The following is a 16809-nucleotide window of genomic DNA, read 5'->3' on the forward strand; positions in this document are numbered from 1 at the left end:
TGCTTTTATAATGGAAAACGCATCCATTCATCCATTGGGTACTTCACGCCCAATCAATACGAACATATGTACCGATGTGTGGTGTAATTCTCTCGATTTTATGTGTCCAATCTATTGACAGTGGTTCAAGCCGATTCATGCACCCATGCCTCAACGTATGGGAAGGCTCAACAAAATTTTTCCCAAAATTGCAGCAAAAGCCGAATGCTCCATAACCTGCACAAAAGCCTGCATGTAAAACACACCACCTGCCCCCTCATTACTCGCACCCCCATTTCACCCAAATCCCAAGTAGCGCGAACCCGAAGAAGAAGCCATCGACATCCCACAAGAAACAATCGCCCCACCCCCAAACCCTCTGCCCAGCACAGCAACCCCAAACAACAACAAGCCGCATCACCTGCGAAATGCAGAAGATGCGGCTCTTTTCTTTTCGTTACTGACCGAATCAAGCAGATTTCTGTATATCGCTCGCCTCGCTCAGCGACAAGTTTTTCGTTTCAGGCGCCCAGGCGATGGACACCAGTGTGCCAAGCACCAAAACGGCTGTCAGGGCGAGCATCGTCGGGTGAATCCCGTAGCTGTCGATGCCGATGGGCAAAAGGAAAGTGCCGATGGCCGAGCCGAAGCGGCTGAAAGAAGTCGCCAGCCCTACGCCGCTTGAGCGGACTTCTGTCGGGAAGCTCTCTGCCGGGAAGACGCCGACGAGGTTGCTGACGGCAGACATGATTAACGTAAAGACGGCAAAAACGAGAATCATCAGGAAGGTCATACTCTCAGGCAGCACAGTCAACAGGAACAGCGTCACGGCCAAAACGATAAACGAACTAATCAAAAAGCCGCGGCGGGAAAACTTGATGGTGAACCAGATGCCCAGGATGGCACCGACGACGAGCAAGGCGTTCAGCAGCAAATCGGTACCGAAGTTTTCGCTCAGGCCCATCGTTTCCAAAATCGCGGGCAGAAACGTGTAGATAGCGAAGTAAGGGATAACCAGGCAAACGAAGAACAGGCAGTTAAAAGCTGTACGCTTGCGCATGCCTTTGCTGAACAGGCGGGCGAAGCTGCCTTGCGTTTTCGGAACGGGTGTCTCGTCATCTAAAACAATGTTGGGGCCGAGATACTTTTTGACGATTTGCCGCGCCTCATCGATTCGGCCTTTGTTAATCAGCCAGCGCGGAGATTCGGGCGTACCGATTCGCAGGAGCAAAATAATGACAGCAGGAAGGGCAGAGGAAGCCAGCATCCAGCGCCAGGCGTCAGGTCCCAGACTGAGCAGGTTCATGCCGATCACGGTAGAGGCGACGTAACCGACTGTCCAGATGACGCTGAAGGAGCCGAGCAAAACACCGCGATGCTTTTTGGGCGAAAACTCGGCCAGCATGGTGTGGCCGACACTGTAGTCCCCACCCATTCCAATTCCGATCAGGATGCGCAAGAGAAAGAGCTGTGCGGGAGTTTCAGCGAAAAATTGCAGGAAGGAGGCCAGGGTAATCAGGATAAAGCTCAGGACGAAGATTTTTTGCCTGCCGATAAAGTCAGAAATATACCCGAGAATCAGACTGCCGAGAAAAAGACCGATCAAGGCAGAGCTGCCGATCAGGCCCGTCCACAGCGGGTCCAGATTCATTTGCGGTTTGATGAGCGTGAAAGCGATTCCAATAATACCTAACACATAACCGTCAGTGAAGTGGGCGCCGAAAGTAAGCGCTGCCATCTTGATGTGGAATTTGCTCAGCGGAGCGTCATCCATTTTGATCGTTTGACTGCTGTTCACATGAACTCCCCCTTGTTGAAAGACTGAAAAGCTTGCGGTTCGCCGAAGTAGGGATTGGGCGAGGTGTATCCAAGTTGAAAAAGAAGGACTGTTCATAATGTGAACTATTTATTCGCAATGTGAAACTAAAGTGATTATATGATTGAGTGTCGAGAATTGTCAATCATTTTTCAAAATGTTCATGCAGGGCCTTCGGCGGGCTGATTTTTCTTAGAATAGCCCAATCGCCGCAAAATAAAAAAGCCTGGCGCATCATAACTAACGCACCAGGCTTCGGGTCTGTCCCGTGGGAGCGGCTCCCTTTTTGCTGCACTCATTGCAGGTGATCGGCGATGTCGCGAGCTGCCGCGAACAACTGCTCTGTACAGGCCAATACTTTTTCCTCGGTAAACCGGAAGTTCGGCCCGCAGACGCTGATGAAGGCAACGAGCGCATTTCGCTTGTCAAAAATAGGGGCGGAAATTCCGTTTTCGTTTACATCCAGCTCGCCGAGGACGATAGCGTAACCGAGCTTTTTGACCTTCTCGATTTCTTGGCGCAATCGCTCAGGATCTGTAATCGTATTCGGAGTGATTCGTTCCAGGGGCTGCTCCAGGTAGTAATTGAGCTCTTCTGCTGAAAAGGTACTGAGAAGCACCTTGCCATTGGAGGTGCAGTGCAAAGGCAAAAAGACGTTCACATAGTGAGCAACCCGCACGCTGTTCGCCGGGTCGATCTGGTCGATGGTCAGCGTGCCATAGTGCTTCGGAACGCTGAGCAGCACCGTTTCCTGCGTCTGTTCGCGCAATTGCTCCATGCTTTTTCGGGCGCGGCGAATGAGCGAGCCGTACTGCGGGGCTTGGGCAGCAAGGCGATGGGCGGCGTAGCCGAGCAAGTACCCTTTTGTCAGCGGGTCGCGTTCAATATAGCCGTGATTTTCAAGCGTTCCGATCAGTCGCCATACCGTTGTCCGATTCATTCCGGACATTTCGGCCAAATCTACGATGGAAATGGGGTCTTTGCTCTCGCCTACGAGTTGGAGGAGCTGCAGAGCACGATCGACTGCTTGAACAGATGAGTTTTCCTGTTTCATGTGCACGTTTACACTCCATTATTTTTTTCCAATGTAGATCATTATAGCGTAGATTTTTGCTTGAAAGCTATCCGTTTGTGCAGCTTCCTGCCCGCAAGCCTGCATGGAGGAAAGCCAAACAGACGGCTTCGCCGAGAAAAATTGTTTGTTTGACATCGGGAAATCGACGAATTATAATCGCGTTAAGTTCATATAGTGAACGAAATGTTCGTATTGTGATTAAACTGTCGTGTCTGCAAATAACGGCCCTTGGTCTTTTTCTTTCGGAAAAGGCACGAGCCAGTGTAGGGCTGGAGCGACGAGGATGCTTTGTTATTTGCGGAAGATGGGCAGTTGCCATGTACAGTAGGGGGCAGCCTGACTTCCCCCTTTTGGGAGGCGGTTTACATTTCCTGCGACGGATGGGTAGCAACGAGAAAAGAACAGGATTCGTTTGGCACGGTGGAGATTCCACAGGAGGCGCTTTACGGGATTCAAACCGTGAGAGCGTTGCAAAATCTCTCGTTTTCGGGCAAGCGCCTGGGGCAGTATCCCACCTATATCGCTGCGCTGGCGCAGGTGAAGAAGGCTGCGGCACGGGCGAATGAACGAGCGGGGGTACTTGCTGCCGATATTTGTGCGGCAATTGAAAAAGCTTGCGACGAGCTGATCGCCGGAGCGCATTTGGAGCATTTTCCGGTCGATATGTTGCATGGCGGCGGCGGGATTGGAACAAACATGAACGTCAACGAGGTGATTGCCAATCTGGCAAACGGGCATGCGGGGATGGCGCACGGGACGTATTCTCCGGTTCATCCGGTCGATCATGTGAACGCTTCCCAGTCCACGTCAGACGTTTGCCATACGGCGATGCGCATGGCGATTGTCCAGGAGTACGAGGGCCTCAACGAACTGCTGGCCCGCATGCAAAAGACGTGGGAAAGGCTGACGACGAACCTGATGAGCGTGACGACCATTGCCCGAACATGCTTGCAAGATGGCATGCGGGTCCAGTTGGGCGAGACGTTCAGCGGGTATGGGGCAGTCATTGGGAGGCGCCATGCCGCATTGACGCATGCTGTACAGCAGTTGAATGCCGTCAATTTGGGCGGTACGGTCATCGGCTCGGGAGTGGGAGCGCCAAAAGCTTATCGCGATGCGGTTCTCTCCGAGCTTTGCGAGGTGTCCGGACAAAAGCTGCATCATCGGGAAAACTTGTTCGACGCGGCGCAAAACATGGACGATCTGGCGCAAGTCTCCGCGCAACTGTCCTTGTTGGCGACGTGTTTGTTGAAAATTTCCAAAGATTTGCGCCTACTGTCATCCGGTCCGGAGGCTGGCTTTGCAGAAATTACGCTGCCAGGCGTGCAGGCGGGGTCTTCCTTTTTCCCCGGAAAAATTAATCCGGTCGTACCCGAGACTCTCATCCAAAGCTGCTTTCAGGTTTTGGGGTGTGACCGGGTTGTCCAGGCGACGCTTGCGCATGGCGAACTGGATTTGAACGTATTTGAGGGAGCAGCGGGAGCCAATATTTTGGATGCGTTGCAGATGCTGAAGCAGTCCCTCGCCCTTTTCCATGAGAAATGTCTGGCGGGCATTGAAGCCAACGAAGCAAGATGCGCAGAGCTTGCCAACAGCTTCATTCCGCTCGTGGTCGAGTTGAAAGAGAAGCACGGGTACAGCTTCGTTTCCCGGCTGCTCAAGGAACAAGGCAGGGAAGGGGTCAAAAGCTTTTCGCGAAACGGAGGTCATCACAGTGAACGAGACAAATGCTAAAAAGCAATTTGAAGGAATCGACCAGCCGAAGCTGGCGTGGGCAAAAGAATGGCTGCAACAGACGAAAAAGCTGTATATCAACGGCCAATGGGCAGACAGCACAGGGGATGAAATCATTACGTCGACGAATCCTGCAAACGGTCTCATCAACGGTTCGTTCCAGGTAGCGGCTCCAGAGGACGTCGATCGCGCAGTCGCAGCGGCACGTGCGGCTTTTGACGATGAGAACGGGGCATGGCGCAAGACAACGCGCAAGGAGCGGGCAAAAATTTTGCGCAAGATCAGCGCCCTTCTGGTCGAGCATCAGGCGGAGCTGGCCACGTTGGAAACGCTGGACAACGGCAAGCTGTACACCGAGTCCTACAAGGACGACGTGCAGGAAGCTTCGGATGTGTTCGAATACTACGCAGGCTGGACAGACAAATACTACGGGGAAAACAATCCGGTCGAAGGCAACTTCCTGAGCGTAACTACCCGGGACCCGATTGGCGTATGCGCGCAAATTGTGCCGTTCAACTTCCCGATTGATATGGCCGCGTGGAAGCTTGCTCCTGCCCTTGCCATGGGCAATACGATCATCCTGAAGCCTTCGGAGGAAACGTCTTTTTCTGCCATCCGCTTGTTTGAGCTGATTCATGAAGCAGACATTTTACCGCCGGGCGTCATTAACCTCGTGCTTGGCGCAGGCAGTGTCGGTTCGCAGTTGAGCCGCCATATGAATGTGGACAAGGTGACTTTTACAGGAAGCACGGCTGTGGGCAGACAGCTTGTCCGGGATTCCGCCGATTCCAATCTCAAGCCCGTCTCGCTGGAGCTGGGCGGCAAATCCCCGAATATTTTGTTCAGCGACGCACCGAATTTGGAGGCCGCGATCGAACGTTCTTTTTACGGGCTGTTCACGCATAAGGCGGAAAAATGTTCAGCGCCGACCCGGCTGTTCGTGCAGCGCGACATTTACGAGCAAGTAGTCGAGCGGCTTGCGGCGATGGCTGACAGCTACAAGCTGGGAGATCCTTTTGACCCGGAGACAGACCAGGGCGCACAAGTGTCCAGAAAGCAAATGGAGCGCATCCTGGGCTACATCGCGAGCGGAAAGGAACAAGGCGCGCGCGTAGCGGCAGGCGGCGAGCGCGACCTGACCGGAGACAATGCCAACGGCTACTTCATCCGCCCGACCATTTTTGCCGACGTGCACAACAAAATGAAGATCGCGCAAGAAGAAATCTTCGGTCCGGTGCTTTGCGTGATTCCGTTTGACACCGAGGAAGAAGTGGTGGAAATGGCGAACGACACCGTCTACGGCCTGGCGGCAGGTTTGTGGACAGGCGATATGTCGCGCGCGCATCGCGTGGCAAACAAGCTGCAGGCAGGCCAAGTATTCGTCAATCGCTACGGCTGCTATGACTTCGCAAGCCCGTTCGGCGGCTGGAAGCAAAGCGGTTGGGGCAAAGAGTTCGCGATTCACTCCTTGTCATCCTATACAAAGGCAAAAGCGATCTGGTTTGCCTACTGAGTTTGCGCTTTTCCTTGCGTTACCAAAGCTATTCCACTACGAGTTCAGTCCGCGAAAGAGGGAGTCAGACATGAAAATGAGAGCAGCCGTGATGACAGGCGTCGGCCAACCGCTTGCCATCCAAGAAGTCACACTGGACGCACCAAAAGCAAATGAAGTCTTGGTCAAAATAGCAGCAACAGGCGTCTGCCACAGCGACCTGAACGCGCTGGAGGATGCGAGCACGCCATTTCCAACCATTTTGGGGCACGAGGGTGCCGGGATCGTCGAAGCCGTAGGGCCGAACGTCACAAAAGTAAAGCCGGGCGATAAAGTAGCGCTGAGCTGGGTTCCGTACTGCGGCACCTGCGAATTTTGCGTGACGGGCGATGTACATTTGTGCGAGGCGGCATTCGGTCCGATGTTTGAGGGAACCTTGCTGGATGGCACGAGCCGTCTGAGCAAGGAAGGCGAAAAGATTTACCACAATTCGCTCTTGTCTACCTTTGCTGAATATACCGTTGTCCCGGAAATGTCCTGCGTCAAGCTGCCGGACGAAATGCCGCTCGCGCAAGCTTCGCTGATCGGCTGCGGCGTCGCGACCGGATACGGCGCAGCCGTTCACGCCGCGGGTGTGACCCCAGGCAGCACGGTAGCAGTATTCGGTATCGGCGGCGTCGGAGTCAACGCGATCCAGGGCGCGCGCATCGTCGGCGCTTCCAAAATCATTGCTTGCGACATGAAGCCAGCCAACTTGGAGATCGCGAAAAAATTTGGCGCGACGCATACGATTCTCGTAGGAGAAGAAAATGCGGAGGAGCGGCTGAAAGAGCTGACGGACGGATTCGGCGTTCACTTTGCCATCGATTGCACAGGAAACACGCATGCGACCCAGAGCGCCTGGAAAGGTACGCGCAAAGGCGGCACCGTCGTCGTCATTGGCGCGTTCCATCCCGCTAAAGAAATTACGCTCCCAGCCGGCGGCTTCCACCGCGTCGGCAAAGTGCTGAAAGGCAGCTTTTACGGCAACACCCAGCCATTCCGCGACTTTCCGGCGATCGCCAGGCTGTACCTGGACGGAAAGTTCAATCTGGACGATCTGGTGCTGGACCGCATCGGGCTGGACGAGATCAACAAAGCTTTTGACTCGTTCCACGATGCATGCTGCATCAACGTTGGCAGAACGGTTATCGAGTTTTCTGAAAACTAGACAGAGGGAGCGTTCCTCCTGCTTGCATTCGCGCTTGGGTGGAGCAGGAGGTTTTTTGTGGAAGGGGTTGTTGACAGGATGGGCATAGAGTGGGGGACAGCGGGAAAGAAAGTGGCTCCTGCAACGGTGTTATCTGTTATCGTCCGTACGGATCGCTTTTTCCATCTGGGGGATCGTGTGACGGAAAATATCAGATAAAAGTAGCGGAGATGATTTTGGGTGTTGTCAAATTATTTCGGATGGGCGTATTTGTTTTGGTGGAGTGAAGTGCTTCTTTATTTTTGCCGGATTTTTGGCTCACCAAGTGTAGTCGATCCAACTTGGCAATGTGAGCGTGCGGGGGTGGGAGGGGCGAAGGTCAGACGTTTTGCCCCCAACAGATTTCTCTTTTCCCGCCAATCCATCTCAGCATAAAAAGCGAATGCTGCTTTTCACTAATCACCTACCCCCATTATGCTTGACGTTCCAAAAGTAATGCATGATGCCCCCTCCCACCATGGCTGCCTCGCTTACAGCAGCGCCTCGACGACTTTTCCCAAAAAGCATCCCCCAACACATGCCCCTACCGACCAGTCAACCAGCCATTAATCCCCCTCCCCAAAAACCCAAAGAATTTTCTGTTGATTTAGCAAAGTCTTTAAATTATAATTTTAAAAAAGTCAACTAAATCGGTTTATATATTTTTTACTCACTAACTAAACCGATTTATCAAACGCAAGGAACCAAAGCTTGCCAACAAGCGAATAAAGCAACCAAACAAACACCCAAACAAGCAGGCAATCAATCCTCACAACGCATTGGTGCATGGCTTAAAGAAGGAGGATCTGTAATGTCGTCAAAATATGGCGTTTTTACATTAGGGGACGCCATGGTTACGTTAAATCCGTCAGTAACGGGACCCTTGCGATTTGTCCCTACGTTTGAAAGGAAGGCTGGAGGAGCGGAGTTCAACTTTGCGATCGGTTGCTCGCGGCTCGGGTTGCGGTCGAAGTGGTTGAGCCGTTTGGGACAGGATGAGTTCGGGCGGTTCATCTACAATTTTGCCCGCGGGGAAGGGATCGACGTGGAGGATGTCGCTTTTGTCGAAGGCTATCCGACGTCGGTGAACTTCAAGGAAATCCGGGAGGACGGCTCCGGAAAAACGTTTTATTACCGCTATCACTCCCCGATCCTGACGTTGCAGCCAGGTGATATTACAAAAAAGATGTTCGAGGGAATCCATCTCATCCACATCACGGGCGTGTTTCTGGCGATTGACCCGAAAAACGTAGAGATTGTCAAGCGAGTGATCGAGATCGCGCGGCAAAAGAGCATCCCGGTGTCGTTTGACCCGAATATCCGCCTGAAGCTGTGGACGATTGAGGAAGCGAGAGCTGTGTATGCTGAGCTGTTCCCGTTTGTCGATATTTTGCTGACGGGGCGAGATGAAATCGAGCTGATACTCGGAGATGCTTCGGAGGCTGCGCTTGTAGAATTTGCGAAGCGCTTCCAGATCGAGCAGTTGGTTATCAAGGACGGGGCTAACGGGTCCAAGGTGTACCACAATGGCGTCTGGCATGTGAAAAAAGCTTTCCCGGTCGTGCCCGTAGACACGGTTGGCGCAGGGGACGGCTTCGATGCCGGCTACATTTACGGTTACTTGCACGGCTTGCCGCTGGACCGCAGACTGGAATTTGCCAATGCGGTAGGCGCGATTGTGACGACCGTGTCGGGAGATAACGAAGGGTTGCCTTACGCCGAGGAAGTGTGGTCCTTTTTGCAAAACGAAACCGTGATTGCCAGATAAGCAGCGACATGGGCGCTATCCATTCTTTCAAAAAGCAGGTGGAAAAATGAAAGCGGTTCAAGTACGAAAAGCACATGAGCTTGTCATCCAGCATGTAGAGAAGCCCCAGATTTCCAACCCGACCGATGTGCTGGTAAAAGTAAAGCGAGTCGGGATATGCGGCTCGGATATGCACATTTACCACGGGACAAATCCGCTTGCGACTTTGCCGCGGGTGGTCGGGCATGAAGTAGCCGGAGAAGTCGTAGCCGTTGGCGAGAAGGTGACCAGTGTCCAGGCAGGCGATCATGTGGTGGTGGAACCGATCCGCTATTGCGGAGCGTGCTACGCTTGCCGCAAAGGTCGTCCGAATGTGTGCGAAAAGCTCTCCGTGTTTGGCGTCCACGAAGATGGCGGGATGCGGGAATGGTTCGTGCTTCCTGAAAAGCAGCTCCATGTGGTGGACGCTGCGCTGCCGTGGGAAGAAGCCGTTTTGGCGGAGCCTTACACAATCGGTGCGCAAGCCGTGTGGAGAGGGGAAGTCGAGGAGGGAGACACTGTCCTGATTCAAGGAGCGGGGCCGATCGGGATTTGCATTCTGAAGATGGCGAAGCTCCAGGGAGCAACGGTGATGATGACCGATTTGAGCGAGCAGCGCCTGGCTTTTGCCAAGGAAAACGGCGCAGACGTCACGGTGAACGCCGGACAGGAAGACGTGCGCCAACGCGTGCAGGAGTGGACGAATGGCGAAGGCGCGAATGTCGTGATTGATGCGGTTTGCTTGCCGATGACGTTTGAGCTGTCCTTCGACGTTGTTTCGGTGGCTGGGCGGATTGTCGTGCTTGGCTTTGACGAGCGTCCTTCCGCGATTCCGCAGTTGCCGATCACGAAAAAAGAAGTGACGATCAAAGGCTCCAGACTTCAGACCAACCAGTTCGGCAAAGTAGTCAAACTGCTGAACGAAGGAAAGCTCCGGCATAACGGGCTGGTCACGCACACGTTTTCGCTCGATGAGGTCCAGCAGGCGTTTGATTTCGTAGAAAGTCATCCAGAACAAGTGCGAAAAGCGATCATCGTATTTGAGTAAGGAGGAAGCGAATGGATAAATACGCGGTGATTCAGCAAATCATGAAGACGAAGGTCGTCGCGGTGATTCGCGGACAGACTGGCGAGGAAGCGGTTCAGCTCTCAAAAGCGGCGATAGAAGGCGGGATTCGCGCCATCGAACTGACCTATACGACTCCGGCTATTGCTGATGTGTTCCGGGAGCTGCAGCATACAGACGCTCTCCTGGGTGCCGGTTCCGTCATGGATTCGGAAACGGCACGGCACGCCATATTGGCAGGCGCCAAATTCGTCGTCAGCTCCCATTTTATTGAAAGCGTTGCCGAGCTGTGCAATCGCTACGGAGTTCCGTATATGCCGGGCTGCATGACGATTCGCGAAATGGCGCTGGCTCTTGAGGCCGGATGCGATGTGTTGAAGCTGTTCCCGGCCAACCATTTTGCGCCTTCCTTCATCAAATCGGTCAACGGTCCGCTGCCGAACGCGCGCATCATGCCGACTGGCGGGATCAATCTGGACAATGTGCAGGAATGGCTGAAGGCAGGGGCGGTTGCGGCCGGAATCGGCAGCGACTTGAACAAAGCGTTCCAGAGCGGGGGCTATGAAGCCGTCGTGGAATTGAGCAAACAATATATGCAAAAGAGTGCAGAATAACGGGGGTGCGCCATGAATATCACGTTCAGATGGTATGGGAGAGGCAATGACACGGTAACGCTTGACCAGGTCAAACAAATCCCGGGAGTAAAAGGGATTGTCTGGGCATTGCACCAAAAGCCTGTCGGAGAAGTATGGGAAAAAGCAGAAATCCAAGCGGAAATCGACTACATCCAATCCTTTGGCTTCCACGCCGATGTCGTTGAAAGCGTTAACGTCCACGAGTCGATCAAGCTGGGCAACGAAGACCGGATGAAATATATCGAAAATTACAAAGAGACGATCCGCAACCTCGGCGCAGCCGGAGTCAAAGTCATCTGCTACAACTTCATGCCGATTTTTGACTGGACCCGCACCGAAATGTTCCACCCGCTGGAAGACGGCTCCACGGCTTTGTTTTACGAAAAAGCAAAGGTGGATAACCTCGACCCGCAGGAGCTTATCAACACAGTGGCAGCCGCTTCCGACTTGACGCTGCCGGGCTGGGAACCGGAAAAGCTGGCGCGCATTTCCGAGCTGTTCGAAGCCTACAAACATGTAGATGAAGAAAAGCTCTGGGAGAACCTGGGAATTTTCCTGAAAGAAATCTTGCCTGTCGCGGAAGAAAGCGGAATAAAAATGGCGATCCATCCGGACGATCCGCCATGGTCGATCTTCGGCTTGCCGCGCATCATCACGGGACCTGAAAGCTACGAGAAGCTCATTGCTATTTCGGCTTCCCCGGCGAATGGCATTACGATGTGCACAGGCTCGATGGGGGCCAACCCGGAAAACGATATGGTGGAAATCGCGAAAAAGTACGCGTATCTCGCTCCTTTTTCCCATATCCGCAATGTGAAAATTTATGAAAACGGAGACTTCGTGGAAACTTCCCATTACACCCAAGACGGCTCTATCAACGTACAGGGTGTGGTGGAGCAGTTGAGCAAGCAAAACTACACCGGCTATGTGAGACCTGACCACGGGCGCCATATTTGGGGAGAGGTTTGCCGCCCTGGCTACGGACTGTACGACCGTGCTCTGGGGATCATGTACTTGCTCGGCTTGTGGGATGCCCATGAAGCAAGCAAGGCGGGGAGCAAGCAATGATTCCGATTCACGAAAACTTAAACGGAAGAGTCGCCGTCATCACAGGCGGCAGCGGCGTATTGTGTTCGAGAATGGCAGAGGAATTGGCGCGCCACGGGATGAAGCTGGCGATTTTGAACAGGACGGCTGAAAAAGGACAGCAGGTAGTCGACAGCATCAGCCAAGCAGGCGGAACCGCCATAGCGATCGCAGCGGATGTCCTGGACAAAGCTTCTCTCGTCGCAGCCAGAGAGCAGATTTTGGCAGCATACGGCCGCGTAGACATGCTTATCAATGGCGCGGGCGGCAACCACCCTGATGCGATCACCGCTGCCGAGACATACGAGGAAGAGGCGGACGGAAAATCGTTTTTCGACTTGGAGGAAAGTGGGTTCTCGCAAGTGTTCTCGAGCAACTTCACGGGCACATTTTTGGCAAGTCAGGTGTTCGGGAGAGCGTTGCTGCAAGCGGAAGCACCTGTTATCATCAACGTTTCGTCGATGAGCGCCTACTCCCCGATGACAAAGGTGCCCGCTTACAGCGCGGCCAAGGCTTCGATCAACAACTTCACCATGTGGATGGCGGTTCACTTTGCCGAGGCTGGGCTGCGCGTGAATGCGATCGCTCCCGGATTCTTTTTGACGCAGCAAAACCGCAACCTGCTGCTGAACGAAGACGGCAGCTACACAGCCAGATCGAACAAAATCATTACCGCTACGCCGATGAAGCGGTTTGGCCAGCCGGAAGACTTGCTCGGCACGCTGCTCTGGCTCGCCGATGAATCATACTCCGGCTTTGTCACCGGGATCACGGTGCCTGTCGACGGCGGATTCATGGCCTACTCCGGCGTGTAAACAAACGTGGCAGCCTGACGCAACAGTCGCATTCGAATCGTGGACATGGATGGAAAAGGTGCTCTCTTTACAGCCGCAAACGCAAGGGAAATCGGCAATTGTAAATCTGTTCCACATCCGATAGAATATTTCTTGATTGCAGGATAAACCGTTTTATCTCTGCGAACAAAGACGAGACTATGAGGAAATGATCGTATCGTGGACCGGATTTACTTTACAAGACAGGAATGAGTGAACTGAAAAACATTACCATTGCCGATGTTGCGAAACATGCGAATGTATCGAAGAGCACCGTTTCCCAATACTTGAACAAGCGATATGAATACATGAGTGAAAAAACACGGAAAAAGATTGAGGAAACGATCAAGGAATTGAACTACGAGCCGAATATTATTGCCCGCAGTCTGAAGCAGAAGTCTACGTTTACCGTAGGGGTAGTCGTGGCCAATATTCTTCATACGTTTTCCACCCAAATCATCCGTGCGATTGAAAACTATTTTTATCAACAAGACTTTCACATTATTGTCTGCAACGCGGATGACGAGCCTAAAAAGGAAAAAAAATATATCGAAATGCTGAGGGCAAAGCAGGTCGATGGCATCATTATTTTTCCGACAGGCGGCAATCTTGAGCTGTACAAACGGATGAAGCGCGACGAGTTTCCGATTGTGTTCATGGACCGGACGATCCAAGACCTGGGCATTACGACAGTCATGCTCGACAACCATCTTGCGGCCAAACTGGCTGTCGATCATTTTGTCGAAAAGGGTTATGAGAATATTGCAATTGTTACTACTTCCATCATTCGCAATATCAGCCCGCGCGTTGAGCGTATCCAAGGCTACAAGGATGCCTTGCAGGCCCATGACCTCCCCGTCCATCCAGACTACATCAAGACGGCAGACGTAGAAAAAATTCCCGCAGCGCTATCGGAGCTGTTCGCTTTGGCGAAGCCGCCGGAAGCGATTCTGGCCGGAAACGATATCGTGCTGAATGAAGTTTTGCGCTATATGAAAAAGTACGGGTTGAAAATTCCCGAAGACGCTGCAGTGATCGGGATTGACGATGTTTCCTACGCCGACTTTTACACGCCGCCGATCACGACAGTCAAGCAGCCGGCCATCGAAATGGCGAATCTGGCCGCCGAGCTGTTGCTAAATCAAATCAAAAAAACAGGAAGTGTAGATACAAGCGTGCACCGCTTGAAACCTATTTTGCTTCCGCGAAGCTCCTGTTAGGTTTTCAAGTAAAAAAGCAATCGCTTTTTTACTTGCTGAATACTAAATCGGTTTATGGAATCGTTTACAAACAGAACATGCTCGCACGCTAACAGTTGAGGAGGGGTATCCATGTTTTCTCAAGGCAAAGGAATGATTATTCTTTTCCTGTTCCTAGCAGGTGTTATCAACTATTTGGACCGTTCTGCCTTGTCTATTGCGGCTCCGTTTATCAAAGAGGATCTGTCTTTGACCGCAACCGAGATGGGGATTATTTTCAGCAGCTTTTCTGTCGGCTACGCGATATTCAACTTTTTGGGCGGAGTCGCCTCCGACCGCTATGGAGCGAAGCTGACGCTTTTTGTAGCGATGATCGTATGGTCGTTGTTTAGCGGAGCGCTTGTGCTGGCTGTCGGCTTTGTGAGCATGATCGTCATTCGCGTGCTGTTCGGGATGGGCGAAGGCCCGCTGTCTGCCACGATCAGCAAAATGGTCAACAACTGGTTCCCTCAAAATCAGCGAGCATCGGTCATCGGTTTGACGAATAGCGGCACACCGCTGGGCGGCGCCATCTCCGGACCGATTGTCGGATTTATCGCCATTGCTTACGGCTGGAAAGTTTCGTTTATCGCGATTGCTATCATCGGCATTATCTGGGCAATTTTCTGGTGGAAATACGTCAAGGAAAGACCAGAAGGAGCATCATCCCAGGCGATCGCGGAAAGCGCGGCGGCTGTGGAAAACGCGCCTGCCGGAGCACCCGAAAAGCTGCGCCTGACATTTTACCTGAAGCAAAAAACCGTTTTGTTTACCGCCTTTGCGTTCTTTGCCTATAACTATATTTTGTTCTTCTTCTTGACCTGGTTCCCGAGCTTTTTGATTGATGCCCGCGGCTTGAGCGTGCAGGAAATGAGCATTATTACGGTTATCCCGTGGGTGTTGGGCTTTGTCGGTCTTGCCCTGGGCGGTTTTGTATCCGATTTCTTCCTGAAGCGATTCGTCAACAAAGGCGTGCTGTTCTCGCGCAAGCTTGTACTGGTAACTTGCCTGTTCATGTCGGCTGTCTGCATTGGCTTTGCAGGCGTCATTACGACAACCGCTGGCGCGGTGGCCCTCGTTGCCCTCTCTGTATTTTTCCTCTATCTGACAGGGGCGATCTACTGGGCGATCATTAACGATGTGGTCGACCGCAACAACGTCGGCTCTGTTGGCGGCTTCATGCACTTCCTGGCAAACACAGCCGGGATCATCGGCCCGACATTGACTGGTTATATTGTCGACACGTCCGGCACGTACACAGCGGCGTTCTTGCTGGCAGGCGCCCTGGCCGTGTGCGCGTCGCTCGCGGTGATTCGGTTTGTGCGGCCGATTTTTAAGTCGGCGTAGGTGAGGTGTGGCTTTCGGATGCGTCGCGTCCACAATGATGGAAGTACTCTCTTTAGAATGCCTTGTCCAGTTCTTGTTTTTGCGGCATACAACTACGAATGTCACTCTATATAACTTAACCTCATGCCTGAGTAACTATTGCAATATTCGATAAGAAAGGTAGGATCAGATGACGAAAGATGAGTGCAGGAAACTAATCCGACGTATAGCATGGAACTTAAACTATCGTGAAAGAAAAAAGTTGAGCAAAGAATGCCCAATTTTGTATGGCTTTGGTGATCGACAAAACATTTCAGACTATATTGGGAAAAATGTTCTTGTTGAAGAACTGCTGAAACGGCTTTCAAATGAAAAAGAACGATACATTATTCAAAAAACCGTATTAGAGGGATTCACATGTAAATCAGTAAAGAGCTTAACATGACTGAAAGAGGCGTAAACCAATGCAAAAACCGAAGTCTAAAGAAGCTACACCATTATCTGATTACGCATTCAAAAGGGATGGGCAGGCTGCATTTCAGTCGGGAGTGGGGATTATCCAGCCAATATTACCATCAGCAGATCAAAGACTGGTTGCCAACACTAAGTTACTCCCGTGCTCAAGAAGAAGAGCGAAAAGCAATGGTTGACGAACAAAAGAGATTACTATATGTTGCCATGACACGTGCACAGGAATTGCTGGTATTTTCGGGAGCTGCTGCTTCCTTTTCCGAAAAGTCTTCAATCGAAGAGTGTTCCAATTGGTTTGATTGGCTCCCGTTGCTTGTACCTGAACTGCGAGATGGGGTAAGTGAACAGGTAGTAATGAGACAGGATTGGCGTTTGCAAGGTAAGAGTAGGGGAAATGCCGAGTCAATTCCAACGGGTGACTCCAAAGATTCGTGTGATGGAAAAGCCTGAATCCCGCTACAGGGCTAGGCAATTGGACAAGGAGAGCAACAATGTTCCTAATCGGATCTGGAGTGTATCAGAGTGGGTCGAACGGTTGGCAGATGAACAGGGAATCAAAAGAAGTAGAGAAGAAATCCCGTACCGCGTTCAAAGAAAAAACAGTCTGGAGGCATACGAATGGGGGCATGTTCTCCACCGGGTTTTGGAGCATTTGCAAAGTGACCACGATTTGGAGTATGTCCGCGAACACCTTTTGAAAATGGCGTTGGCTTCAGTGGGCTTGACAAGTCAAGAGGCTCGTGTATTTGCCTGGGAAAAGTTGGGGGCTGAAATTGTTACCTACATGAATAGTGATCTGCATAAAGAATGCTGCCAAGGGAAAAGAATCTACAGTGAAATGCCATTTGCGGTGCGATTATTTGAGGATGTCCAGGAAAGGGGCACTTTGTCGCTCAATGGGGTTATCGATAAAGTATGGCTGAGAGCAGATGGCAAGGCTACTGTTGTAGACTTCAAGACACACAAATGAGCCTTTTGCAAAATTAGGTTTTCGTTTAAAAAATGAAGTTTAATGGTACGTAAAGTGGGAAATGCCACTTTTAT

At 52.0% G+C, this 16809-nt stretch carries 15 protein-coding genes; 13 read left to right on the forward strand and 2 right to left on the reverse strand.

What is annotated here, in order from left to right:
* Positions 1–448 precede the first annotated feature (448 nt).
* Entirely contained in the window at positions 449–1777 is a 1329-nt protein-coding gene (locus AC3WJN_RS24000) for an MFS transporter (RefSeq protein WP_007787208.1), read from the reverse strand.
* A 313-nt stretch (positions 1778–2090) separates the two neighbouring features.
* Positions 2091–2849, reverse strand: coding sequence for an IclR family transcriptional regulator (locus AC3WJN_RS24005; protein ID WP_152344150.1), 759 nt, complete (start codon positions 2847–2849; stop codon positions 2091–2093).
* A gap of 309 nt (positions 2850–3158) precedes the next feature.
* On the opposite strand from AC3WJN_RS24005, the gene AC3WJN_RS24010 reads away from it, so the two are divergent.
* From AC3WJN_RS24010 to AC3WJN_RS24070, 13 genes are all read left to right on the forward strand, one after another.
* Complete coding sequence (locus AC3WJN_RS24010) at positions 3159–4604, forward strand: lyase family protein (protein ID WP_007787203.1); 1446 nt, start codon at positions 3159–3161, stop codon at positions 4602–4604.
* Positions 4585–6117 carry an aldehyde dehydrogenase family protein gene (locus AC3WJN_RS24015; protein WP_007787201.1) on the forward strand — a complete coding sequence of 511 codons (1533 nt, stop codon included), beginning with the start codon at positions 4585–4587 and terminating at the stop codon, positions 6115–6117. The genes AC3WJN_RS24010 and AC3WJN_RS24015 overlap by 20 nt, the downstream gene beginning before the upstream one ends.
* Positions 6118–6187: 70 nt before the next feature.
* A complete protein-coding gene (locus AC3WJN_RS24020) occupies positions 6188–7306 on the forward strand; it encodes a Zn-dependent alcohol dehydrogenase (protein WP_007787199.1) in 1119 nt (372 codons plus the stop codon).
* Positions 7307–8135: 829 nt separating this feature from the next.
* Positions 8136–9092 (forward strand): sugar kinase, encoded by a 957-nt coding sequence (locus AC3WJN_RS24025; RefSeq protein ID WP_007787197.1) that lies wholly within the window; start codon positions 8136–8138, stop codon positions 9090–9092.
* A 46-nt stretch (positions 9093–9138) separates the two neighbouring features.
* On the forward strand, positions 9139–10158 hold the full coding sequence (locus AC3WJN_RS24030) for a zinc-binding alcohol dehydrogenase family protein (RefSeq protein WP_007787195.1): 1020 nt from the start codon (positions 9139–9141) through the stop codon (positions 10156–10158).
* An 11-nt stretch (positions 10159–10169) separates the two neighbouring features.
* Positions 10170–10790: a bifunctional 2-keto-4-hydroxyglutarate aldolase/2-keto-3-deoxy-6-phosphogluconate aldolase gene (locus AC3WJN_RS24035; RefSeq protein WP_007787193.1), complete on the forward strand. Its 621-nt coding sequence runs from the start codon at positions 10170–10172 to the stop codon at positions 10788–10790.
* Between the two features lie 12 nt (positions 10791–10802).
* A complete protein-coding gene (gene uxuA / locus AC3WJN_RS24040; RefSeq protein ID WP_007787191.1) occupies positions 10803–11879 on the forward strand; it encodes a mannonate dehydratase in 1077 nt (358 codons plus the stop codon).
* A complete protein-coding gene (locus tag AC3WJN_RS24045; protein WP_007787189.1) occupies positions 11876–12712 on the forward strand; it encodes an SDR family oxidoreductase in 837 nt (278 codons plus the stop codon). Before uxuA ends, AC3WJN_RS24045 begins: the two co-directional genes overlap by 4 nt.
* Before the next feature lie 236 nt (positions 12713–12948).
* Positions 12949–13950, forward strand: a complete 1002-nt coding sequence (locus AC3WJN_RS24050) for a LacI family DNA-binding transcriptional regulator (RefSeq protein ID WP_025845630.1) — start codon at positions 12949–12951, stop codon at positions 13948–13950.
* A gap of 111 nt (positions 13951–14061) precedes the next feature.
* Positions 14062–15315 (forward strand): MFS transporter, encoded by a 1254-nt coding sequence (locus tag AC3WJN_RS24055; RefSeq protein WP_007787185.1) that lies wholly within the window; start codon positions 14062–14064, stop codon positions 15313–15315.
* Between the two features lie 169 nt (positions 15316–15484).
* Positions 15485–15739, forward strand: coding sequence for a hypothetical protein (locus tag AC3WJN_RS24060; protein ID WP_157179559.1), 255 nt, complete (start codon positions 15485–15487; stop codon positions 15737–15739).
* Complete coding sequence (locus AC3WJN_RS24065) at positions 15736–16215, forward strand: 3'-5' exonuclease (RefSeq protein ID WP_007787183.1); 480 nt, start codon at positions 15736–15738, stop codon at positions 16213–16215. Before AC3WJN_RS24060 ends, AC3WJN_RS24065 begins: the two co-directional genes overlap by 4 nt.
* A complete protein-coding gene (locus tag AC3WJN_RS24070; RefSeq protein WP_007787181.1) occupies positions 16160–16735 on the forward strand; it encodes a PD-(D/E)XK nuclease family protein in 576 nt (191 codons plus the stop codon). The genes AC3WJN_RS24065 and AC3WJN_RS24070 overlap by 56 nt, the downstream gene beginning before the upstream one ends.
* The last annotated feature ends 74 nt before the right edge of the window (positions 16736–16809 follow it).

This window comes from Brevibacillus sp. FW306-2-1A-C05A (genome assembly GCF_058781555.1).

Coding starts and splice junctions, on each gene's coding strand:
- AC3WJN_RS24005 (WP_152344150.1), bottom strand. CDS start 2,849: ATGAAACAGGAAAACTCATCTGTTCAAGCAGTCGATCGTGCTCTGCAG.
- AC3WJN_RS24020 (WP_007787199.1), top strand. CDS start 6,188: ATGAAAATGAGAGCAGCCGTGATGACAGGCGTCGGCCAACCGCTTGCC.
- AC3WJN_RS24025 (WP_007787197.1), top strand. CDS start 8,136: ATGTCGTCAAAATATGGCGTTTTTACATTAGGGGACGCCATGGTTACG.
- AC3WJN_RS24030 (WP_007787195.1), top strand. CDS start 9,139: ATGAAAGCGGTTCAAGTACGAAAAGCACATGAGCTTGTCATCCAGCAT.
- AC3WJN_RS24035 (WP_007787193.1), top strand. CDS start 10,170: ATGGATAAATACGCGGTGATTCAGCAAATCATGAAGACGAAGGTCGTC.
- uxuA (WP_007787191.1), top strand. CDS start 10,803: ATGAATATCACGTTCAGATGGTATGGGAGAGGCAATGACACGGTAACG.
- AC3WJN_RS24045 (WP_007787189.1), top strand. CDS start 11,876: ATGATTCCGATTCACGAAAACTTAAACGGAAGAGTCGCCGTCATCACA.
- AC3WJN_RS24055 (WP_007787185.1), top strand. CDS start 14,062: ATGTTTTCTCAAGGCAAAGGAATGATTATTCTTTTCCTGTTCCTAGCA.
- AC3WJN_RS24060 (WP_157179559.1), top strand. CDS start 15,485: ATGACGAAAGATGAGTGCAGGAAACTAATCCGACGTATAGCATGGAAC.
- AC3WJN_RS24065 (WP_007787183.1), top strand. CDS start 15,736: ATGACTGAAAGAGGCGTAAACCAATGCAAAAACCGAAGTCTAAAGAAG.
- AC3WJN_RS24070 (WP_007787181.1), top strand. CDS start 16,160: ATGCCGAGTCAATTCCAACGGGTGACTCCAAAGATTCGTGTGATGGAA.